Raw genomic sequence first — 22,353 nt, forward strand, 5'->3', positions numbered from 1 at the left:
TTTATTTTTATATTATCAAAATAATAGTGAATTTTTAGTAAATTTTATTACTTAAATAGATAATTTTTTATATAATAATATAAAAGGAGTCATTATGAAAACTGCTAAGATAACTGTTTATATAATCTGTCTTGTATTTCTGTTTTATACTGTTTTGGGATATTTTGCAGCTCCAAAACTCATTATGAATTATGTGCCAAAAATTGCCGCGCAATATGATGCGAATTTAAGCATAAAAAATATAAAATTAAACCCTTTTACATACGAAGCAAACATTACTGGAGTGGAGTTTAGCCGTAAATCTCCTATATTTAAATTTGACGAAATAAATATAAATTTCGATCCTATAAATTTGATAACAAAAACCATAAAAATCGCAAATTTAAAAATTTCTAAACCTGAAATTTTTATCCAAAAAGAAGAAAACGGTGAGTTTAATTTCTCATTTTTACTAAGCCAAAAAGATACAAATAGTAGTTCCGATACCGAAAAAACAACCCGATTCGAGTATGAAATAGGCGAACTCGAGATAATAAACGCAAACTTAAACTATGAAGATTTTAGCAATGATTTTAAACTTAGTTTAAAAGACATGGATTATAAACTTTCAAATTTATCTACTAAAAATGGAAGTCTTGGAGCACACTCTTTGCTAGCTAGCTCAAATCTAGCAAATAAAATAGTTATAGATGCAAATGCTAGTTTAAATCCACTCAAAATAGATGGAAATATACAGATAAACGAGCTAAAAACGAAGCCGATTTGGATATCGTTTTTCAAGAATATGCCGCTAACTATAAATAGCGCGGTTGTGAGTTCTGATGTAAATTATAGTTTTAATTTTGATAACAATATCAGCATAAAAGCAAACGCAAAAACAGATATCAAAGATATAAATATAACTCAAAATAAAAATACTTTTATAATAACTAGCTTAATCATACCGGATTTAAACGCAAATTTCATAAATAGCTATAATAATTTTGATATGAAAATGTCTATATCAAATGTAAATATAGGCAGTTTTAAAACTAAATTTGATGAATTTAATGCTAATTTTGATAAGTTGAGTTTGGCTGCAATTAGGTTAGGTTTTGATCAAAACTTGGATTTAAATTTAGATATAAATGATATAAATTTAAAAAAATTAAATGTCAAAAAAGATAGTTCAAAGCTAAGCATAGACACATTCGCATTAAATAAAATAAACTTAAAAAAAGATGATTTAAAAATAAAAAATACGTCGATTGCAAGTACGAGCTTAAACTTAGATAAGCAAAATTACCTGGATATAAATGGAACCGAGCTTAGTAATTTCAATTTAAAAAACAACAGTCTAACACTAGAAAATATAATTATAAATAAGCCAAATTTTGCGACTTTCATCGACGAGAGCGGATCTAAGTTCATAAACAATTTATTCTCCTTGCTCCCTAAAAACAGCGATAAAAAAGATGAATCCAAAAAAGATGAGTTTAACTATAATATTTCAAATTTCATCCTAAATAACGGATACTTGCATCTTAGCGACGAAATCAGCAAAAACAGCATAAAAAATATAGAACTGAGTGCCAAAAATATCTCAAATAAAGACAGTCTAACACTGAATTTAAATGCAAAAGATGATAATTTAAATTTAAAAAGCAGCGCAAAGATAAATATAAATAAAAACGAATTAGGCGGAGATATAAACTTAAATTTAAACAATCTAAACTTCGCAAAACCATACATAAAACGGTATCTAAACATATCGGATTTAAATGCAAAGATAAATTTAAATGCAAAGATAAATTATACCGATAAACTAAGCGCAAAAGCCGATTTAAACGTAAATAACTTCTATATAAAAGATGATAGAAACGAGATATTAGGTTCTTTTAAAACTCTTAGCCAAAATATAAATTTGAACGATAAAAATATCTTGATATCAAATGTAAAGCTTGAAAATCCACATTTAAAATTTGTAGTTTCAAAACAAAAAGAGTTAAATATTTTAAATTTAATAAAAAATCAAGATAGCAAAACTAGCAATGAAGAACAAAGCGATAACTTCAAACTAAGTCTAAAAAATTTAACGTTAAAAAATGGTAGTTTGGAATTTAAAGATGACAGTTTGGCTCTTCCTTTTGATACAAATATAACTAAAATATCTACCACGATAAACGAGTTATCAAATGACAAAATAAGCAATATCACGCTTCACGGAGTTGTGGCAAACTATGGATTTAGCGAGATTTTAGTTACTACTTTGCCATTTGATCCAAGATCTAACACGGATCTTATCGTACGTTTTAAAAATATAAATTTAAAAAATATAACTCCGTATTCGGTAAAATTTTTAGGATATGAGATTGATAATGGTAGACTAAGTGTAAATTTAAATTATAAAATAAAAAACTCTATATTAAGCGGCGCAAACTCACTAAATTTCGATAACCTAACTCTAGGACGCGAAATTCCTAGCAAAGACGCGGTAAGTCTTCCTTTAAAACTTGCGATTTCTATACTAAAAGATAGCAATAATCAAATTGATATAAATCTTCCTATATGGGGCGATTTGAACAGTCCGGAGTTTAGCTACTCAGGTATCGTTATTCAAGCTATTTTCCAACTTTTCAGTGACGTCGTCACTTCTCCATTTAGATTTATAGGAAATGTTCTTGGTATAAATACAGATGAGATCAGTAGTGTTGATTTTGCTCCAGGAACGGCGTTTTTACTAGAAACAAATGAATCAAAGATAAAAAAACTAGCAGATATCGCGAAGAAAAAACCAGAAATCATATTTACTCTCACGCCGACTTATTCTCAAATACCAGATTCCTACGCTATAGCAGATAGAAGCGTATCTAAAGATATACTTCTTGTTATGAACACAAAAGATCTAAGCTATGAAAATGCACTAAAAGAGATGTTTAAGAAAAAATTTAATAATTCTGAATTTATAAATGAAAAAGATGCGAAAGAAAAGCTTATATCTCTAGTAAAAATCAACCAAGACAGGATACTAGCCATAGCACAAAAAAGAGTAGAAAATCTACGTAAAAAATTGATGGAAAACGGAGTTAAAGAAGGTCAAATAGAGATTTTAAATATCAAAGACGTAAAAGGTCAAGCAAACGATAAAAAAGTCTCAATGCAGATAAATATAAGAACAAGATAATTGATAAAAATAGCAAAAAGCACCGACCTTGCATATAAAAATATATTAAGATTATGCAAAGCGTTGCTTTTTAAATTTACTTTGCCAAATCAGCTAAAACTTTCATAGCGTGACCTGCGGCTTTTACGCTTTTATACACTTTTGCGATTTTTCCTGTTTTATCTATAACAAAAGTCGTTCGCACTATACCAAGATACTCTTTACCGTAGTTTTTACGTACTTGCCATACGCCATAAGCTTTTGCTATTTCTTTTTCCGGGTCGCTTAAAAGTATATGTTTAAGACTCTGTTTTTCTATGAAATTCGAGTGTGATTTTACGCTGTCTGGACTGATACCTATAATGATAGTATCGTTTGCTATGAAATCATCGTAATTTGCGCTAAACTCGCACGCTTCAGTCGTACAACCAGGCGTGTTGTCTTTTGGATAAAAGTATAAAACTACGTTTTTACCTTTAAAGTCTTTGAGTGAGATTTTAACTCCATCTGCGTTTTCTAGCTCAAAGCTTGGAGCGATATCGCCGGCCTTTAATGTAACTTTTCTCTCAACGTCTTCAGGCAAAAAAACTGTAGTTTGAGCTGATTCTTTTGTTTTAGGAGCGCATAAATTTGACTCTTTTTTATCGTTGCACGCCATTTATTTACCCTCTTTTATAGTTTGAACAGATTTTGCACCAAAATACGTCGCTTCAGGGCGAATTTCATCGAAATTTATCACGACTCTATCTGGATTTTTTCCTAAATCTTTTACCATTATATCCGTGATTTTGACTGCGATTTCATCTAGTTTTTCACGGCTTGGCATGGAACCTGCTAATTTTATATTTATAATAGGCATTTTATTTCCTTATTTAAATTTAATGCGTGATTATAGCGAATTTAAATTAATCAAATTATTCATATCTCTCAAATTTACTCCACAAATTTACTGCCATTCAAAAGATATTAATCAATTTTTTAGCATAATGCCTAGATTATTATTTCATAATTTTATTAAGCAACATATCAATATCATCTTGATGAATATTGTCTTCCATACCATACTTTTTTGCCGCCAAATTTAGCAATGATATTTGATCTTTTATGTATTTATCCACTTCGTATATTTTCCAATTTTCAAGACCAAATACATTACAATATGTGTAAACAGTTGAAAAAAGTTATATTTAAAATCATACGTAAATACTGGTCGTTACCAACTATACTTTTATCATATATGTAATGCGTATAAGCTACAGAATATGTATAATTAAGCAATTTTTTTAATTCTATTCTACCTTCTGAATCGTTAGCATGATTTATCCAAAAATGATTTTTAGAACCTTTAACAGTTGAATAATATCTATCATACTGACCCAATAAATATTCGCCAACATCATCTTGTTTACCATTATATATAAAAAATGTTATCACTAAAGCGACTAAAATAGAAATTCCATATGTGAAAAAACTTAATATTATAGCAATAATCCATAAAATAGCCATTTTATTCCTTTACTTTATATCCAAATTTTTTCAAGAAAAATTTGTAAAGTTTTTTTACGATAAAAATCAAAGCCCAAGCAACACCGCCCAATACCAGCATGTAGATTATCGCTCCTACGCTTTGTCCGTTTGATGTAGCACCTTTAAAAACTGCCAAAAATAATCCAGCAGGGAAAAACCATAAGGCTAATCCAATCACTAAAGCCAAAGCAAATGCAACAAATTTCATTCTAATTCCCCCTTATTAAACCTTGATTATCTTCTCTCATTCCGTATTTACGGTATCTTTCAAGCTCATAATGCAAATGCTCTATACCAAATTCCTTATTTTTCATTCCACTGGCAAATATAATTTCATTTAGTATAAATAGCTTTTGATTTCCACTTACTACTTCATTTCTCTCAACTGCTACTTTATCAAATTCATCTGATATAGTTTTAAGCAAATTTATGATTTCCTCTTTTGCAAACATACCTACATAAGGATTTTTTGTAGATTTTAAAAGCTCTATATTTGCATCCACCAGCTCATCGTATAAAGTTCGCTCTTTTTTTACAGCATCTGGCATTTGAGAATAAATCATAAAAACACAAAATATAACAAATAAAATAAAAAATATTACCCACATCATTAACCTAAAATATTCTCTTTACATCACATTTACTTGGAATTGTCATATCGTAATCAAAAATCAAAGCATTATCATAAGAATAATTATCATATTTCAAAATTGCTTCGCTTCCATATGTGTAGTGATAACAAAATTTTGTTTCGATAAATATCTCATCAGATGTTCTGTATAAATTACTATCAACTCTTTTTACATAAACTTTATACAACTCTGCATTAAGAAATGAAAGACAAACAAATAGACAAAATAAAAATTTCATACAACCCTCCTTAAATTTATCCCATAGGATATAGAAAATATAATTGTATCGGTATAAATTTAAAAGAAAATTAATCCCATAGGATAAATATGCAGAGTGAATTTAGCAATGCAAGTGACGAGGAAATCGCTGCTTTTTACAGACAATTATCACAAAACGTAAAACACTTAAGAGAACAAAGTAAAATTTCTCAGCTTGAATTAGCTTTAGAAATAGGTATCAAATCAGTCGCATTTTACTCCAATTGTGAAAATAATCGCTATGGAAAACACTTCAACATCGAACATATTTTTAAAATTTCAAAAGCCTTAAATGTGGATATAGAAGAACTATTTAAATTTAAAAATTAAGCTAAATTTAGTAATATTCAAAAGATATTAATCAAATTTTGGATAAAATCAGGCAAATTTTATAACCACGAAAGGCAACAAAATGGCAATACCAGAAGCAGAGCATATATGGTTTGATGGGAAACTAATCAAGTGGAAAGATGCCACGGTTCATGTTTTAACTCATTCACTTCATTATGGAAATGCTGTTTTTGAGGGAGTTAGGGCTTATAAGACACCAAAAGGCTTAGCTATATTTAAACTAAAAGAACATACAAAAAGACTTTTTGAATCAGCAAAAGCCTGCGGGATTACTATCCCATTTTCACAAGATGAGATAAATAAAGCGCATATAGATTTACTAAAAAGCAACACTTATAACAGCAACGTTTATATCCGTCCACTTGTATTTTTAGGGTACGGAAAAATGGGAGTTAACCACATCGGCTGCCCAGTAAATACGGCTATAGCCGCATGGCAATGGGGAGCTTACATGGGCGATGATGCTCTTGAAAACGGGATAAAAGTAACGATCTCATCTTGGATAAAACCGGCACCGTTTTCTATGATGGCAAAAGCAAAAGCAAGCGCGAATTACTTCAACTCTCAAATGGCGAACTACGAAGCGCAATTATCTGGATACGATGAAGCTTTGCTTCTTGATCCTCAAGGATTTATAGCTGAAGGAAGCGGAGAGTGCTTTTTCATAGTAAAAAACGGCGTGATCATTACTCCTCCAAATGACACGAGTTTAGAAAGTATAACTCAAAAAACGGTTATAGATATCGCAAAAGATCTAGGCTACGAAGTGGTCCGTCAAAGAATCACAAGAGATGAAGCATATACGGCAGATGAGGCATTTTTTACAGGAACAGCCGCGGAAGTAACGCCTATAAGCAACATCGACGGTAGGATTATCGGCTCAGGAAAAAGGGGCGTTATAGCCACACAGCTTCAAGCCGCATATTTTGATGTAGTAATGGGTAAAAATGCAAAATACGAGCATTTTGTAACATATATAAAATAAATTTAAAAGGAATAAACTTGCCAGCAGATTTAAATGATTATTTCAACAAGAAAAACGGTAATGGAGGCGGAAACGGCGGAGATAATAAGCCGAATTTCAACTTTAAAAAACCAAATATGCCGAGCCTTCCTAGCGGCTTTGGTAAATTTAGCGGTATAATTTACGCTATCGTCGTTATCATAGCTGTTTTAGTCATAGCAAAACCATTTATAATAATAAATTCAGGTGAGGTGGGTATCAAATCAACAGCGGGTAAATTCGATCCGACACCTCTTGGTCCAGGATTTCATTTCTTTGTACCTTTTGTACAAGAAGTAAGAGTAGTAGATACTAAAGTTCGTATCATAAACTATACTTCAAGCGAAGGCAGAAACGAAGCAAATTACCGTGGTAGCGGTATAGAAACAAAAGATACTATATCGGTTCTTGATTCTCGCGGTCTTCCAGTCAGCATGGATATCACCGTTCAGTACAGACTAAATCCGCAAAATGCTCCTCAAACTATAGCCGCATGGGGATTTAGCTGGGAAAGTAAGATAATTGATCCAGTTGTTAGAAACGTTGTTAGAAACGTAACTGGTAAGTACACCGCCGAAGAGCTTCCTGAGCGTCGTAATGATATAGCAGTAGCTATAGATAATGGTATAAGAACAGATATCGATAGCCAACAAAATAAACCGGTAGAGCTTTTAAGTGTACAACTTCGCGAGATAATACTTCCGCCAAAAGTAAAAGAGCAAATCGAACGAGTTCAAATAGCAAAACAAGAAGCCGAAAGAACAAAATACGAAGTAGAACGAGCGAATCAAGAAGCTCTTAAAAAAGCAGCTCTTGCAAAAGGTAACGCAGAAGCCGTAAAAATAGAAGCTCAAGGTAGAGCCGACGCTTTAAAAATAGAAGCAAACGCTCAAGCATACGCAAACAAAGAAGTAGCAAAAAGTTTAGATAATAACTTACTGCAACTAAAACAAATTCAAACCCAAAAAGAGTTTAATGAAGCATTAAAAGTAAATACCGATGCTAAGATATTTTTAACTCCAGGAGGAGCCGTACCAAATATCTGGGTGGATACAAAAGACAAACCCAAGCAAAGCGCTCTAGAGCAAAAGTAAGGATAAAATATGTGTGTGAATTGGGATAAAGTAGCTGGACTTTTACCAGTAAGTGTACAAGAGTATAGCTCAAATGAAGTTCTTATGATGGCTTATATGAATGAAGCAGCACTTAATCTTAGTATAGAAACTGGTTTTGCTCACTACTTTTCACGCACAAAAAATAGAATCTGGAAAAAAGGTGAAGAGAGCGGAAATTTTCAGATTATTAAATTTATGGCTCTTGATTGCGATAACGACGCGCTTCTTATTAAAGTCAAACAAATAGGCGACAATGCTTGTCATACCGGAGCAAAATCTTGTTTTTTTAATGAAATTTCAGCCAACAAAGCAAATTTAAATAACAATCAAAAAACCTATAAATACGATATTTTAGATCATCTTTATCATATAGCTCTTGATAGAAAATTAAATAGGAGCGAGAACTCGTATATATCTAAACTATATCAAAAAGGTGAAAATAGTTACTTAAAAAAAATATGCGAGGAAGCCGGAGAGTTCAGTTTTGCTATCAAAGATCTTTCTAAATTTAAAAAATATGCAGATCTAAACAAAGAGAGTTTCGGCGAACATATAGATGGCAAACCAGATTACGACGTAGTATATGAAGCAGCAGATATTTTATTTCATCTTATAGTCGCTTTAGCTGATTTTGATATACATCCGGCTAGAGTTTTAGATGAGCTGAAAAGACGCGAAGGAATAAGCGGTATTGAGGAGAAAAATGCTCGCTCTAGATAGCATAAAACAAGGTATTAAATTTTATATATCGCATTTCGGTTTTATCGATTATTTTGCGATAATTTGGGTTTTATTAGTGTTTTTAGTGGTGCTTTTTCTTGTTATAATACTCATTTTTAAGCGCCCAGGTCTTGCCTCAATCCTACTTATAGCCGATATAGTATTTGTATTTCTTGGTATATTCTATACGCATAAATTTATAGATGGAACTTTAAGAAAGAGAGAGATTATGATAAGTGATATAAAACAGCTAAACTACTCAGATACAATGATAGTCGATCTGAATTTGACTAACAAGTCAAATAAAGCGTTTAAATATTGCAATGTAAATTTGAAGTTTTACAAAGTAGCGCCTAATAAATTTAAAAACTACATAAATTCTCTTAAGCCATTTTACAAAAAAAATAGCGTGATAGAAGATGGAGTAAATATAGGTCAAACCAAAAACTTAAGGCTTGTCATAAATGACTTTAGACCGACTGATTATAATACAACTGTGACTTCGGAGTGTTTTTGATGGGTTATTTTACTATTTATCACATAATCGCACTAGTGATTATATTTATACTATTTTTAGCTTTTTTATTTCTGTCCATAAAAGAAAAAAAGGTTTCAGTAGTGCTAAGTATGGTGCTGCTAAATATATTTGTCATGACCTCTGTTAGCATACTTGCAATGCTTATAATAGACGAATATACAAAAATAGCCAGAATAATCCAATTAGACCAAAACAGAGTACTCATCAATGAAAGTATAGTATTTACGGGCACTATCCAAAACACGGGTTCACATACGATCACTAATTGCAAATTTAATATAAGACTTGTTAATTCTCCTGTTGAAAAAGGAAAGCTTGATCCTACTATATTTCAAACAAGAGGATTTTTTGAAATATTTAAAAGAAAAGATACTCAATCCAGCACACAAAATGCTAGCTTCACAATCGGACATGGTTTAAAAGCAGGTGAAACTAGAGCATTTAGCGTTTCTATGAATTATCCGGCGCATTTTAGAAGTCCAAGTGTATATCATACTTTATCTTGCCACTGATAATCAGCAAGATAAAATCACATAAAACCAGGCTTTGAAACTCTGGTTTTAAATAAATTTATTTTATAAAATAATCACCATCAAAGCTCACGAGAGAATATTTTCGCTCATTGCCAAGGCTGCTAGTAAGCTCATCGATACTAAGAAACTCAAGACTATCAGCGCCTATAAACTTACGCACCTCTTCTACGTTCATATTTGCACTTATAAGCTCAGCGTAACTTGGCGTATCGATACCGTATCTACAAGGATGTTTGATTTCTGGAGCAGCTATTTTCATATGAATCTCTTTTACTCCGGCATGCCTTAAAAGCTCAACAATTTTTTTACTAGTAGTTCCTCTTACTATACTATCATCGATGACAACAACGCTTTTCCCATTTAAAACAGAACTCATAGGGTTTAATTTCAGCTTAACTTTTAAATTTCTCATCTCTTGAGTAGGCTCTATAAATGTACGACCCACATAGTGATTTCTCACTATAGCCATCTCAAACGGTATTTTGCTAAACTGAGAATATCCAAGCGCCGCGGGAACTCCAGAATCTGGCACCGGAACTACAAAATCAGCTTTGATATTTGATTTTTTAGCCAAAGTCTCGCCGAGTTTTTTTCTTATGTCATATACATTTTTACCGTCTATGACACTATCTGGTCTAGCAAAATATATATACTCAAAAGCGCAAATTCTAGGATCGACTTGTCCAAAAAGCTGGATACTTTTAAACTCGCTTTTACCTTCTTCAAATATAAGCATCTCTCCTGGCTTCACGTCTCTTATAAAAGTTGCTCCTACAAGATCAAACGCACAAGTCTCGCTAGCTACGATATATCCGCCATCTTTTAATCTCCCAAGACTAAGTGGTCGTACGCCGTAAGGATCGCGCAAAACAAACATCTTTGAACGACTCAGTATAAGAAGACAATACGCTCCTATAATCTGACGAACGGCTTCAACTATGCGATCTTGCAGATGCTCTTTTTTGCTTTTTGCAATAAGATGAAGAATATTTTCCGTATCCATATTTGACTGAAATATCGCACCGTCCTCGACAAGCCTCTCTCTAACTTCATTTTTATTTATCAAATTTCCGTTATGCACTATGCTAATCTGACCCAAAGAGTATTTTGCGCTAACTGGCTGAGCATCCAAAACGCTATCGCTTCCTGCGGTTGAATAACGATTGTGACCTATTGCCATTTCACCTTTTAAAACTTCAAAACTATCATGATTAAAAACTTCTGTTACTAAACCGCGATTTTTAATGGTTTTGATATTGTGATTATTACTAGCGCTGATTCCGCTTGCTTCTTGACCGCGATGCTGCATAGAAAATAGACCGTAATAAGCAGTCTTAGCGGCATCTTTTGAATTTATAATTCCTACTATCGCACACATTTTATAGTCCTAAACAATCATAAATAGAGTAAAGCTTAGGCTCTTTTGATTTTATCCAAATGGCAGCTTTTATAGCGCCTTTTGCAAATGTAGCTCTAGATGTAGCAGTGTGATTGAGTTCGATAAACTCCCCATCATTATAAAATCCTACAGTATGACGACCGACTATATCGCCGCCTCTTAGGGACATAACAGCTATCTCGTCTTTGATTCTAGCTCCTATCATCCCGTCTCTACCGCTAACTCTTACGCTATCTAAAGTCAAGTTTCTAGCTTTTGCGGCATGCGTTGCTAGTGTAAGAGCCGTGCCGCTTGGGGCATCTACTTTACGGCGATGATGCATCTCGACTATCTCTATATCAAATCCATCTAAAACTCTACTTGCAAGTTCAGTAAGTCTATTTAACACTGCTACGCCTAAACTCATATTTGTAGCTTGAAGTATAGGCATAACAGAGCTAGCAAGTTTTATGAGCTCATCACCTTCGCTTCCCAGACCGGTTGTACCTATGATCAAAGGTTTTGGGTTTGTTCTTGCATAGTTTATTAAATTGACAGCACCATCTTTAATACTAAAATCAATTATCACATCGCTATTATCAAAAAGTGTTTTTAAATCATTTGTAACGATAGCATCACCGACATCGAAAGGCATAGGTTCTATCGTATAAGCAACGCTTAAAATTGCTTGTTCATTGTTTTTTAAATTTGAAATTATCTCATATCCCATTTTACCGCTTGCACCGTGAATTCCTATCCGTATCATCATACACCTTTTTGGTTTGAATTTTTTCTCATTTTATCAAATTTTTAATTACAAAATGGTTATGTTATAGAAAATTTGAAATTGAAATTTGAGTAAATGTGAAGATTTGAGATATTAATATAATTCGAAATTTGATATTTTAAATTTAAAAAACTAGGCTCAAATAAAAACTTATTTGAGTCTAAATTTAAAAATTAAAATAATCCAACAATTTGAGAAGCAATTTTATCTTCTAATATAGGAGTAGCTTCAGCCAAATCTAATCCCATTTTAGTAGCTTCGGCAAATATAATTGTCTTTTTCTCTATATAATCGCTTTCATAGCTTTGGCTAGAGGTGTCAACTTGGTTACTTCTTAGCGAACCGCTTGCATTATCATTTTTGATATTTCCGCCAAACGAATTTAAAAATCCAGATTTACTTGAATCGCTAACTGAAGCTTGTCCGCTCACGCTTCCTGTAGAGCTAAGAACCGTTCCTTTTGATTTTTGTTTTATATTTATATCTACTTGCATTTGCCAAATAGTATCTTCGGTAATCTTGCCTAAAACTCCACCAACCAAAGCACCAGCAGCACCAGCAGCTATCATACTACCGGCCCCTCCGCTATTATATCCGCTTATAGCTGCTCCGGTGGCTCCTAAAGCTACAGCGCCGCCTGCAGCGTTATTTTCTGATTTTTTATCGCAATATAATACATTTGTACTAAGTATATATGTAGCAACGTCTGGATCATCTACTATCTGATAACCTTTAGACTGCAAACCTTGTATGATTCTATTTTCCAAATTCACATCATGACCGCTTGTGTTTTTGATATTGACAAAAACAAGTCTCTTGTCTTTAGAAACCGGATCTATAAATATACTTTGAGTCATTTTAGAGCTAGTCTGCAAATTCGTAGTAGCACAACCTGTTAAAAAAAGCAGCACGGCAATACTGCCTAAGATAGTTTTTGAACTTAAAATTTTCATATGAAACCTTATTTATAAATTTATTGCATAATAACAAAAAAGTTTATAAAAATCGCTTAAATGAATTTATTAAAGTCAGTAAAAACTGACTTTAATAATGAAGGCTCTCTATATAGCTCATAGCTGAAAGTGCTGCAGTAGCACCATCGGCAGCTGCACACACAACTTGTTTTGGAGCATCTTCTCTTAAGTCTCCAGCAGCAAAAAGACCGGGAATATTTGTTTGCATTTTTAAATTTACCCTAACTTGACCTGTTGATAAAGTATCACATATAAAATTGCCGTTTTCATCTTTTAAAACATCGTTTCTAACATCCAAACCAACAAAAGTAAATATACCAGGCACTGCCAAATCACGCACTGAGCCATCTTGAAGCTTAACTTTTACCCCTTTTACTCCAGCTACGCTATCTCCATAAACCTCATCTACTCTCGCATTTGTTATAAGCTCTATTTTTGGATTTTTTTTAACTTTTTCTACCGTGATCGGAGCTGCTCTAAAACTATCTCTTCTATGTATCAAATAAACCTTAGAACAGATATTTGCTAGATATTCGGCCTCTTCAAGCGCTGTATCCCCGCCACCTAAAACCGCAACTTCTTTATTTTTATAAAAAAATCCATCACAAGTCGCACAAGTAGAAATTCCCTTACCGAAAAACTCGTCTTCTCCTTTAAATCCAGCTCTTTTTGGCGTTGAACCGGTGCAAACTATAACTGCTTTTGCGGTTTCTACTTTATTACCTTCTAAAAAAATACTAAAACTTCCATCACTGTTTTTTGATACTCTTTGAACATTTGCCATTTCATGTTTTAAACCAAATCTAGTACATTGCTCAGTCCAAGGAGTCATAAAACTAAGACCATCCATAACTGTCGCGACTCCGGGATAGTTTTCCATCTCAGAACTACTTGTTATCTGACCTCCGGGCATTCCTTTTTCAAACATCACAACATTTTTAAGACCGCCGCGAGTTGCATACAAACCTGCGGATAGTCCGGCAGGACCTCCTCCAATTATCGCTACATCTAACATAATTTGCTCCTAAATAAATTTATATCTATAAAATTAAATAATAAATCACATAAAAATAAATTTTAAATTTTTGATTGAATATATACAGACAGATAATGGGGTAAAACCCCATTTGGATTATAAAAGCGAGTTAATTTTATCAGCAATTGCCATTTTTGATTGCGCGCCGATCATTTGATCTACTATTTGACCATCTTTAAAAAATAGTAGCGTTGGTATCGAACGAACGCCATACTCAACAGCTAAATCTTGTGCCTCGTCCGTATTAACTTTACAAATTTTAGCCTTGCCATCAAACTCAGCAGCAAGCTCATCAATAACTGGAGCTAACATTCTACAAGGTCCGCACCAAGGAGCCCAAAAATCTACTAATGCAACGCCTTCTTTGGCAACATTAAAATTTTCTGAAGTAAGCTCTATATATTTACCCATTTGTTTCTCATCTCCTTAATAAATTTAGTCAAATTATACATTAAAAAGCTTAAATTAAAAGACAATAGTGAATTAAAAGCTAACGTTTTGTATAAATTTAACCTTATTTTGTTCAATACATATAATATCTATCTGGTAATTCAAATCAAAATCGTATTTTAGCATATAAAAGTTAATAGTTTTTATTATTTTATAAATTTTATTTTGTGTAACTCTATATATAGTTTCGTAATCTTTACTAGTAGATTTTACCTCTACAAAATGGAGAACATCATCCTTTTTTGCAATTATATCGATTTCTCCGAATTTAGAATGAAAGTTTTTTTCTAATATTTCAAAACCTTGCGATACCAAATATTTAGCTGCCATATTCTCGCCTTTAAATCCAAAAAGATACTCTTTTAGACCCAAATTATTCTTCTATTCTGATCATAAATGGCTTATCTTTTATAAAACTCTCATTTTCAAGTAGATTTACCACTCTTACCATATCTGCTTCTAAGCATGTATGAGTAGTAAAATACAAAGTGCTACTATCACAACTCTTATCGACTCTTGGTTTTTGTAAAAAGCTATCTATAGAGAGATTATTTTTACTCATTAGATCCGTAATCTTAGCTAAAACACCTATCTCATCGGCTACTTTTAATCTTAAATAATACTTAGTTCTAATATCTTTTGGACTCATAAGCTCAAGCGGAGCTATCTCAAGCGGAGCTTTATAACCAAGCATAGGATTTTTAACGTTTCTTGCTATATCTATAAGATCGCTTATAACGGCACTTGCAGTAGCACTTCCGCCGGCTCCGGCTCCATAAAACAGACTTTCTCCAACAGCATCTCCAGTAACGCTAATGGCGTTCATTACTCCGTCTACTTTTGCTATCATTTTATCTTTTCTAATAAGAGCTGGATGAACGCGAAGTTCTACTTTATCTTCTCTTCGTTTTGCTATAGCTAATAATTTAATAACATATTCGAATTCATTCGCAAAATATATATCTTCATTAGTGATATCGCCTATGCCTTCTATGAGTATATCTTGCGGTTTTGCATGCACCAAATAAGCTATACTAGCAAGTATAAGGAGCTTATGAGCCGTGTCAAATCCTCCTATATCAAATGTCGGATCAGCTTCAGCGTAGCCGAGTTCTTGAGCTCTTTTTAACGCTTCATTAAATTTAGTGCCGTTTTGCATCATATTTGTAAGTATATAGTTGCTAGTACCGTTCATAATGCCTACGATTTTTTCTATATGGTTTGCGCTTAAACCCTCTCTTAAGGCTTTTATGATAGGAATACCTCCAGCTACGCTAGCTTCATAACCAAATGGAGTATCTCCGGCAAGTATCTCAAGCTCACTTCTATGATAAGCTAATAAAGCTTTATTTGCAGTTACGACAGGTTTTTTTTTCTTTAAGATTTTGCTTACTACATCATATGGTTTTTCCACGCCTCCCATAAGCTCCACAAAAACATCAATATCATCCCTATTTATAACACTTTGTATATCATCGCTAAGAGGTATACTAGACTCTCTTTTTTTACTTATATCGCGTACAACACCTATAACAGGTGTTATCTCAACACCCGATCTAGCTGTTATCAACCGTCTATTATTTATTAATACGTTGGCAACTTCGCTGCCAACAGTACCTAATCCAAGTATCGCTACTCTCATTCAAATTCTTTTAAATATTTTTTTATATTTCTAGCTGCTTGACGGATACGATTTTCATTTTCTATAAATGCAATTCTTACATATCCATCACCAAGCGCACCAAATCCGGCTCCAGGACTAACTGCTACGCAAGCTTTTGTTAGAAGCTGCTTTGCAAACTCTTTGCTTCCTATGCTTCCTACTTGATGAGGAAGTTTTGCCCATGCAAACATACTAGCTCTTGGCTTTGCTATCTCCCATCCAGCAGAACAAAACGCATCTATCAATATATCTCTTCTTTTCTCATATGTTTGGCGAATTTGCTCAACGCAGTTTTGATCACCATCAAGAGCAACAGTCGCTGCTACTTGAATAGGAGTAAACATACCATAATCAAACCATGATTTTATCTTTTTAAGTGCGGCGACTAATTTTTTATTTCCACATACAAAACCGACTCTCCAACCTGCCATATTGTATGATTTTGATAGCGTATAGCACTCTACTGCAACGTCTTTTGCGCCTTCAACCTCAAAAATACTAGGAGTTTTATACCCATCAAAAGTAAGTTCGGCGTAAGCTATATCGCTTATTATATAAAATCTCTCCTTCTTTGCCATATCTACTAAACGCTCATAAAAACTTTTTTGACAAGTCACCGTTGTTGGATTATGGGGGAAATTTACTACTATATATTTTGGTCGTGGAATACTTTCATCTATAGTTCTTTGTAAATTTTCAAAAAATTTATTCTCATCTAGTTCAAATTCGGAATTATAGCTAAGCGGCATTTTGGCGACATTTCCACCAGCTATAATAAATGCTTGAGTATGTATAGGATAAGCAGGATCTGGAACGATCGCAACGTCTCCTGGATTTACTATAGCTTGAGTTAAATGCACAAAACCCTCTTTGCTACCCATAGTAGCGACTGCTTCAGTTTCTGGATCTAATACTACTCCATATTTTCTTTTATACCAATTACAGATAGCTAAACGGAGTTTATATATACCCTGACTTACGCTATATCCATGAGTTTTATCTTTTTGAGCGCTCTCACAAAGCTTATCTATGATGTGTGCCGGCGTTCTGCCATCTGGATTTCCCATAGAAAAATCTATTATATCAGCTCCGTCTCTTCTTGCAGCCATTTTTATAGCATTTACTTCGGCAAAGGCGTAGTTTGGTAATCTCTCAATAGTATTAAAACGTATCTCGTCAAACATAATAACTCCTTAATTTGATTTTATATAAATTGTTAAACCGTGCTTTATATTTTCTAAGCTAAAAACATCATCAATAATTAGATAAAACGCCTCATCAGGAAAATTTAAGTATATTTCTTTTTCTTTTTTATCTGACTTTACTTGACTAATAAGCTTTAAGTTTTTATCTAAAATTTTCACTAATGCTATCCAGCTATCATTTGATCTAGATTTTATCTCTATGCTGCTTTTACCACTTACATTTAAAAAATACGGCTCCAAAGGCTTTGAAAGCTGTACTTCGGTATCACTCTCATAAGTTAAAGTTTTTAGCATAGCTCTGCTAGCATCTATTTCGTAAAAATAAGCAAATTGACCTGTTTTTTTTATATTTTTTATAAATATATTGTTTGATAAAAGCTCTTTATAAAAACTTCCAGGATTTAGCATAAATTGCGTATTTATAGATATACTCCATACCATACCAGAATCCCAAGTATCTAGGCTTTTGGTTAAAAAATAGTTATAGCCAAGATTATTTAAACTCTGAGATATCGCTTTTAGTACAAGAGTAGGAGAAGATGAGCTAACAAAACTAATATCCATATAAACAGGCGATGCATAGCTTAAATTTAAAAAGGAATTTGTCCTAAGTATGTTTGTTATCTTATCGTAATTCAAATTTAGGTTTGTATCTAAAAACTCGGCTTCATTTATAAATAAACTTTTAATTTTTTGCCGGTTTGCATTATATACCTGATCTCCAACTATGCTTTTTAAATTTGAGTTTAAATCATATCCAAAGCATATGGACGCAAAAAGCAAAAAAGCAAAAAATGATTTTACCACTCTTTTCCCTTATTTAACTTTACGTATTCATCATAATCTATCTGCTTTAAACTTCCATTTTCTACTAAAAATCTAAGTGCATTTTTTGATTTAAATGTTGTGTTTTTATCGTTTTGTTCTAAATTTAATTCTCCATGACCTGTTAATACAAGCGAATTCAAACTTAAATTTATATCAACCGGATCTTTTGTGCTAAATGATCTTTTATATGTTCCATCAAGACTTTTTACACCTATCCAGATTGTCTTTTTTGGTATAATTTTAGCGATCAAACCACCCTTAGGTACGTTTTGTTCTGCACTATTTTGCTGTAAATTTAAAACAGGTATCAAGCTATCTATCTGATCATTTTCACTGCTTTGTGTCATAGATGAGCTAAATAAAGACTCATTTTCATCAGACAAATTCGAATCAGTTACATTTTCATCTTGCAAACTGACAAAAGGAATTGTCATATTGCTTTCTATCTTTAAACTCTCTTTTGCAGTTTCTACTACCGTTGTATTTGAGTATGAAACGCTATTATTTTTATCGTCAAATATAAATGAAAAATCATCAAAATATTTCGTATATCCAAAAATCCAAATCAGCCCGACAATAACAAATAACAGCACAAGCGTCCATGTCCAAAAATTGCTGCCCGGTTTTGATGTATAAGCGGGAATTTTAGGTGCTACGCAAAAAGTGCAGCCATCATCACCTGAATGCTCAAAGCAGTAAGTCTTAAACTCATCATACCAATCAGAAAGATCCCACCCATACTCTCTTGTTAAAATTTTTATAAAACCAGAAACATTTAGCTTTTTTAACTTATCAAAATTTTTATCACACATATACTCTAGATATTCTGCTTCTATGTGTGTTTGCTTTGCAACTTCTCTTACGCCTATATCTTTGATTTTTAATATATCATTAGCCATTCATAATCCTATCAAATAATATTCCAAATGCCACACTAACATTCAAACTATCCCAGCCTTCGCGCATATTTATACCTAAATTCTCATCGCATTTTTCAAGCGCTTTTCTAGGAATTCCCTCGCCTTCGCTGCCCATCACAAGTACGGTTTTTTTACCAAATTTGCACTCACTAGGGTTTTTACCTTTAGCATCTGAGCCATAAATTTTAAATCCAAGCTGTTTTAGCTCGTTTAAAAGACTTAGTCCATCACTAACTAGCGTTATAGGCAGCTCATAAGCCGCTGCACTGCTAGCTCTTATGATACCTTCCATGGAAGCACTTTTAGATATCATTATAACACCGCCTCCGCCAAGAGCGTAAGTCGTGCGAACTATGCTTCCTATATTTCCTACGTCGCTTAATCCATATAGCACGACTAAGAAGTCTTGTTTTTTTATCTCATTTAAGCTAGCAAACTCGAACTCACAAACTTCGGCTAAAAAGCCTTGATGATTGCCCCCGCGTGCTAAAGCTTGAGCTTTTTTGTTATCTACCTTGTGGATTTTGACTCCACTTTTCACAATTTTATTAAAGATATCTTTTTCGATATCTTTGGCAAGATAGATATTTATAAGCTTCTCTTTGTGCTTTTCTAACAAATGTAAAAATAGTTGTTTTCCATAAATAATCATACGCCTGATAATACCCAAAAGCCGTTAAAATTTAGCTTATGTTATCAAATTTTGGTATATTTTTTTTGCATTCTCACCGGTTATTTTAGAAATTAGCTTAGCTTTTTGTTTTAAAGGCAGATCAAGCTCCATAATATCTTTTGTAGTGATACGCTCTAATGCTTTATTTGCAGAACGATCGATCACAACACACCACTCTCCGTTTAAATTTGAGTTTTCAAGCTGAGTGAGTAAATTTGTAGCACTATTTTTAAATTTAGCTTCAAATTTTTTAGTCGCTTCTTTGATAATAAAAACTTCCCTTAAAGGATCAAATTCAGATATGCTTTTTATAAGGCTTAAAATTCGTTTTGGAGACTCATATATAATCACCGGATATAGCGAATTTAACGCATTTTGGATAGCGATAGCTCTTTCTTTGCCTAAATTCGGCAAAAATCCTAAAAAAGTGAATTCTTTTTCTATGATCCCGCTAGCTGCGGCTGCTAGTAAAAGAGCGTTTGCTCCGCTTAGAACTTCGTATTTTATACTATTTTGCTGGGCAAATTTGACTAGCGAAATTCCCGGATCACTGATGCAAGGCATTCCTGCGTCACTAGCATAAATGCAAATTTTAGTTTCAAGCCTAACTTTATCAAATTTATCAAAAAAATCTTTTTCGTTGTGAGTATGGAGTGAGTAAAACTCTTTTGGGCTGATTTGTAAGCCAAATTTTGCATTCAAAAGAGTTATAAGAGATTTTGTTACTCTAGTATCTTCGCAGATGATGATTTCACAAAGTTCTAAGACGTCCAGGCATCTCTTTGAGATATCATCTAAATTCCCTATAGGGGTTGGAAGAAAGTAGAGCAACGGTTTATTTCATATTATATTTTTTCTTGAATTTATCAACACGTCCTGCGCTATCTACGATCTTTTCACTACCTGTGAAAAATGGGTGACACTCGCTGCAAATATCAACTCTGATTTCTGACTTATTTGACTTGCTTGTAAATGTGTTGCCACAAGCGCAAGTAACTGTGCATTCAACATACTCTGGATGTATATCTTTTTTCATTGCTTGTCCTTTTAAATTTTATAAAACTTCGCATTATAACTAAATATTCTTAAAACCAAATTACTTAGCATCGCAAAGCAGCTCGCAAGATGTTCTGGTGCGTAAATTTAGATACGCTGCGTTCAAGCATCTTGCATCTTTATCGCCACTTAAAATTTCAAGTTCATCACCTATTTTCCAGCCTTTACACGGTAAGCTCAAAGCCAAATAGTCTCTGTTATTTATAGTAAGCTTTAGCCCATCCTCACTTATAAAATTAACTTTTAAATTCTCGGCAAAAACAGCAGTGCAAAAAACAAGAAAAATAACAATTCTTTTCATTTTATAACTCTAGTTTCATTCGGTTTCATTTCTATGATCTCCCACGGAAGTCCTTGCTTATTTAATTCGTCCATAAATGGTTTTGAATCGAAATTTTCCATATTAAACACACCTTTACCACTCCAAATTCCACGCGCAACCATCATACTTCCTATCATCGCAGGAACTCCTGTAGTGTAACTCACGGCACCTACTCCGGTCTCTTTGAAACACTCTTCGTGATCACATATGTTGTATATGTAGATCTTTTTTTCTACTGCGTCTTTTACCCCGGTTATCACGCAGCCTATATTTGTTTTGCCTTTTGTTCTCTCTCCAAGTCCAGCAGGATCTGGTAAAAGCGTCTTTAAAAACTGTATAGGTACAATTTTTACGCCGTTATGCTCTACTTCGTCTATGCGAAGCATTCCTACATTTTCAAGACATTTCATATGAGTTAAATAACTTTGTCCAAACGTCATAAAAAAGCGAATTCTTTTCAGTGTAGGTATATTTTTTACTAAACTCTCAAGCTCTTCGTGATAAAGCAGATAACTATCTTTTACGCCGACTTTTGGATAGTCCCATTTAAACATTATCTCCATAGGATCGGTTTGTATCCATTTACCATTCTCCCAGTATCTGCCCTTTGCGCTTACTTCGCGTAAATTTATCTCAGGGTTAAAATTTGTAGCAAATGCGTATCCGTGATCTCCGGCATTGCAATCTAAAATATCGATCTCGTGTATTTCATCAAAAATATACTGATTTGCATACGCACAATACACATTTGTCACACCCGGGTCAAATCCGCTGCCAAGAAGAGCCATAGTATTTGATTTTTTAAAATCGCCATCTTTTGCCCATTGCAACTTGTACTCAAACTTAGCGGTATCTGGATGTTCGTAATTTGCAGTATCGATGTATGGAATTCCGGCCTCCGCGCAAGCATCCATAATAGTAAGATCCTGATAAGGAAGCGCAACATTTAACAACAAATCCGCTTTTATATCTTTTATCAAATTTACGACTGCATTTGTATCATCAGCGTCGATCTGAGCTGTATTTACGGTCACATTTAAACGATCTTTTATAAATTTAGCTATTTTATCGCATTTACTCTTTGTCCTGCTTGCTAAAGTTATTTTTGTAAAAATTTCACTATTCATAGCACATTTTACGGTCGCCGCTCGACTAACTCCTCCGGCTCCGATTATAAGAATATGGCTCATCTGTATCCTTTGATAAATTTTTTATGAATTATACTTGAAATTTGATAAAATG

28 protein-coding genes are annotated in these 22,353 nt (G+C 33.2%); 7 read left to right on the forward strand and 21 right to left on the reverse strand.

Annotated elements, in window-relative coordinates:
* Positions 1 to 94 precede the first annotated feature (94 nt).
* Complete coding sequence (locus RVY88_RS05505; RefSeq protein WP_162167088.1) at positions 95 to 3,163, forward strand: DUF748 domain-containing protein; 3,069 nt, start codon at positions 95 to 97, stop codon at positions 3,161 to 3,163.
* Positions 3,164 to 3,239: 76 nt separating this feature from the next.
* On the opposite strand, the gene bcp is transcribed toward RVY88_RS05505, so the two are convergent.
* The 6 genes from bcp to RVY88_RS05535 all read right to left on the reverse strand — a co-directional run bounded on the left by bcp (position 3,240) and on the right by RVY88_RS05535 (position 5,539).
* Positions 3,240 to 3,800, reverse strand: coding sequence for a thioredoxin-dependent thiol peroxidase (bcp, locus tag RVY88_RS05510; RefSeq protein WP_002848432.1), 561 nt, complete (start codon positions 3,798 to 3,800; stop codon positions 3,240 to 3,242).
* Positions 3,801 to 4,001: a tautomerase family protein gene (locus RVY88_RS05515; RefSeq protein WP_002848431.1), complete on the reverse strand. Its 201-nt coding sequence runs from the start codon at positions 3,999 to 4,001 to the stop codon at positions 3,801 to 3,803. It lies immediately after the preceding gene.
* Positions 4,002 to 4,294: 293 nt separating this feature from the next.
* On the reverse strand, positions 4,295 to 4,648 hold the full coding sequence (locus RVY88_RS05520) for a hypothetical protein (RefSeq protein ID WP_202930961.1): 354 nt from the start codon (positions 4,646 to 4,648) through the stop codon (positions 4,295 to 4,297).
* A 1-nt stretch (position 4,649) separates the two neighbouring features.
* A complete protein-coding gene (locus RVY88_RS05525; protein ID WP_002848429.1) occupies positions 4,650 to 4,877 on the reverse strand; it encodes a hypothetical protein in 228 nt (75 codons plus the stop codon).
* Between the two features lies 1 nt (position 4,878).
* Entirely contained in the window at positions 4,879 to 5,277 is a 399-nt protein-coding gene (locus RVY88_RS05530; protein WP_002848428.1) for a hypothetical protein, read from the reverse strand.
* A gap of 7 nt (positions 5,278 to 5,284) precedes the next feature.
* Positions 5,285 to 5,539: a hypothetical protein gene (locus tag RVY88_RS05535; protein WP_162167087.1), complete on the reverse strand. Its 255-nt coding sequence runs from the start codon at positions 5,537 to 5,539 to the stop codon at positions 5,285 to 5,287.
* Between the two features lie 89 nt (positions 5,540 to 5,628).
* Here RVY88_RS05535 and RVY88_RS05540 point away from each other — a divergent pair, with 89 nt between their 5' ends.
* The 6 genes from RVY88_RS05540 (at position 5,629) to RVY88_RS05565 (ending at position 9,798) form a co-directional block, all read left to right on the forward strand.
* Positions 5,629 to 5,889 carry a helix-turn-helix domain-containing protein gene (locus tag RVY88_RS05540; protein ID WP_002848421.1) on the forward strand — a complete coding sequence of 87 codons (261 nt, stop codon included), beginning with the start codon at positions 5,629 to 5,631 and terminating at the stop codon, positions 5,887 to 5,889.
* Positions 5,890 to 5,977: 88 nt separating this feature from the next.
* Entirely contained in the window at positions 5,978 to 6,895 is a 918-nt protein-coding gene (locus tag RVY88_RS05545) for a branched-chain amino acid transaminase (RefSeq protein WP_202930962.1), read from the forward strand.
* Between the two features lie 17 nt (positions 6,896 to 6,912).
* Positions 6,913 to 8,007: an SPFH domain-containing protein gene (locus RVY88_RS05550; RefSeq protein ID WP_011731770.1), complete on the forward strand. Its 1,095-nt coding sequence runs from the start codon at positions 6,913 to 6,915 to the stop codon at positions 8,005 to 8,007.
* A gap of 9 nt (positions 8,008 to 8,016) precedes the next feature.
* Positions 8,017 to 8,748: a bifunctional phosphoribosyl-AMP cyclohydrolase/phosphoribosyl-ATP diphosphatase HisIE gene (gene hisIE, locus RVY88_RS05555; RefSeq protein ID WP_011731769.1), complete on the forward strand. Its 732-nt coding sequence runs from the start codon at positions 8,017 to 8,019 to the stop codon at positions 8,746 to 8,748.
* Positions 8,732 to 9,265 (forward strand): DUF2393 family protein, encoded by a 534-nt coding sequence (locus RVY88_RS05560; protein ID WP_162167085.1) that lies wholly within the window; start codon positions 8,732 to 8,734, stop codon positions 9,263 to 9,265. The genes hisIE and RVY88_RS05560 overlap by 17 nt, the downstream gene beginning before the upstream one ends.
* Positions 9,265 to 9,798, forward strand: coding sequence for a DUF2393 family protein (locus tag RVY88_RS05565; RefSeq protein WP_065843686.1), 534 nt, complete (start codon positions 9,265 to 9,267; stop codon positions 9,796 to 9,798). The genes RVY88_RS05560 and RVY88_RS05565 overlap by 1 nt, the downstream gene beginning before the upstream one ends.
* Positions 9,799 to 9,856: 58 nt before the next feature.
* Here the strand turns inward: RVY88_RS05565 and purF are convergent, their stop codons facing one another.
* The 15 genes from purF to RVY88_RS05640 form a co-directional block, all read right to left on the reverse strand.
* Positions 9,857 to 11,197 carry an amidophosphoribosyltransferase gene (gene purF / locus RVY88_RS05570; protein ID WP_002848409.1) on the reverse strand — a complete coding sequence of 447 codons (1,341 nt, stop codon included), beginning with the start codon at positions 11,195 to 11,197 and terminating at the stop codon, positions 9,857 to 9,859.
* Between the two features lies 1 nt (position 11,198).
* Positions 11,199 to 11,963: a 4-hydroxy-tetrahydrodipicolinate reductase gene (gene dapB, locus RVY88_RS05575; protein WP_162167113.1), complete on the reverse strand. Its 765-nt coding sequence runs from the start codon at positions 11,961 to 11,963 to the stop codon at positions 11,199 to 11,201.
* Between the two features lie 194 nt (positions 11,964 to 12,157).
* Positions 12,158 to 12,937, reverse strand: a complete 780-nt coding sequence (locus RVY88_RS05580; RefSeq protein ID WP_144685819.1) for a complement resistance protein TraT — start codon at positions 12,935 to 12,937, stop codon at positions 12,158 to 12,160.
* 91 nt (positions 12,938 to 13,028) lie between these two features.
* Positions 13,029 to 13,973, reverse strand: a complete 945-nt coding sequence (gene trxB / locus RVY88_RS05585; protein ID WP_002848401.1) for a thioredoxin-disulfide reductase — start codon at positions 13,971 to 13,973, stop codon at positions 13,029 to 13,031.
* A 117-nt stretch (positions 13,974 to 14,090) separates the two neighbouring features.
* Positions 14,091 to 14,405, reverse strand: coding sequence for a thioredoxin (gene trxA, locus RVY88_RS05590; protein ID WP_162167084.1), 315 nt, complete (start codon positions 14,403 to 14,405; stop codon positions 14,091 to 14,093).
* Between the two features lie 72 nt (positions 14,406 to 14,477).
* On the reverse strand, positions 14,478 to 14,816 hold the full coding sequence (locus RVY88_RS05595; RefSeq protein ID WP_002848396.1) for a YraN family protein: 339 nt from the start codon (positions 14,814 to 14,816) through the stop codon (positions 14,478 to 14,480).
* 1 nt (position 14,817) lies between these two features.
* On the reverse strand, positions 14,818 to 16,086 hold the full coding sequence (locus tag RVY88_RS05600) for a homoserine dehydrogenase (RefSeq protein ID WP_038452790.1): 1,269 nt from the start codon (positions 16,084 to 16,086) through the stop codon (positions 14,818 to 14,820).
* The gene (locus RVY88_RS05605) at positions 16,083 to 17,291 is read right to left on the reverse strand and encodes an LL-diaminopimelate aminotransferase (RefSeq protein WP_002848395.1); all 1,209 of its coding nucleotides are present in this window, start codon (positions 17,289 to 17,291) and stop codon (positions 16,083 to 16,085) included. The genes RVY88_RS05600 and RVY88_RS05605 overlap by 4 nt, the downstream gene beginning before the upstream one ends.
* A gap of 9 nt (positions 17,292 to 17,300) precedes the next feature.
* Positions 17,301 to 18,119 (reverse strand): hypothetical protein, encoded by an 819-nt coding sequence (locus RVY88_RS05610; RefSeq protein WP_162167083.1) that lies wholly within the window; start codon positions 18,117 to 18,119, stop codon positions 17,301 to 17,303.
* Positions 18,113 to 19,039 (reverse strand): hypothetical protein, encoded by a 927-nt coding sequence (locus tag RVY88_RS05615; protein WP_167497331.1) that lies wholly within the window; start codon positions 19,037 to 19,039, stop codon positions 18,113 to 18,115. Before RVY88_RS05615 ends, RVY88_RS05610 begins: the two co-directional genes overlap by 7 nt.
* Positions 19,032 to 19,712, reverse strand: coding sequence for a 23S rRNA (guanosine(2251)-2'-O)-methyltransferase RlmB (gene rlmB / locus RVY88_RS05620; RefSeq protein ID WP_002848390.1), 681 nt, complete (start codon positions 19,710 to 19,712; stop codon positions 19,032 to 19,034). The genes RVY88_RS05615 and rlmB overlap by 8 nt, the downstream gene beginning before the upstream one ends.
* Positions 19,713 to 19,748: 36 nt before the next feature.
* Positions 19,749 to 20,564 (reverse strand): 16S rRNA (cytidine(1402)-2'-O)-methyltransferase, encoded by an 816-nt coding sequence (rsmI, locus tag RVY88_RS05625; RefSeq protein WP_011731765.1) that lies wholly within the window; start codon positions 20,562 to 20,564, stop codon positions 19,749 to 19,751.
* Positions 20,565 to 20,568: 4 nt separating this feature from the next.
* On the reverse strand, positions 20,569 to 20,769 hold the full coding sequence (gene rpmE, locus RVY88_RS05630; RefSeq protein ID WP_002848387.1) for a 50S ribosomal protein L31: 201 nt from the start codon (positions 20,767 to 20,769) through the stop codon (positions 20,569 to 20,571).
* A 60-nt stretch (positions 20,770 to 20,829) separates the two neighbouring features.
* The gene (locus RVY88_RS05635; RefSeq protein WP_038452781.1) at positions 20,830 to 21,090 is read right to left on the reverse strand and encodes a hypothetical protein; all 261 of its coding nucleotides are present in this window, start codon (positions 21,088 to 21,090) and stop codon (positions 20,830 to 20,832) included.
* Positions 21,087 to 22,301 (reverse strand): saccharopine dehydrogenase family protein, encoded by a 1,215-nt coding sequence (locus RVY88_RS05640; protein ID WP_162167082.1) that lies wholly within the window; start codon positions 22,299 to 22,301, stop codon positions 21,087 to 21,089. The genes RVY88_RS05635 and RVY88_RS05640 overlap by 4 nt, the downstream gene beginning before the upstream one ends.
* Positions 22,302 to 22,353: the final 52 nt, after the last annotated feature.

It is taken from the genome of Campylobacter sp. TJR-1 (assembly GCF_032840035.1).
GTDB lineage: Bacteria > Campylobacterota > Campylobacteria > Campylobacterales > Campylobacteraceae > Campylobacter > Campylobacter fetus.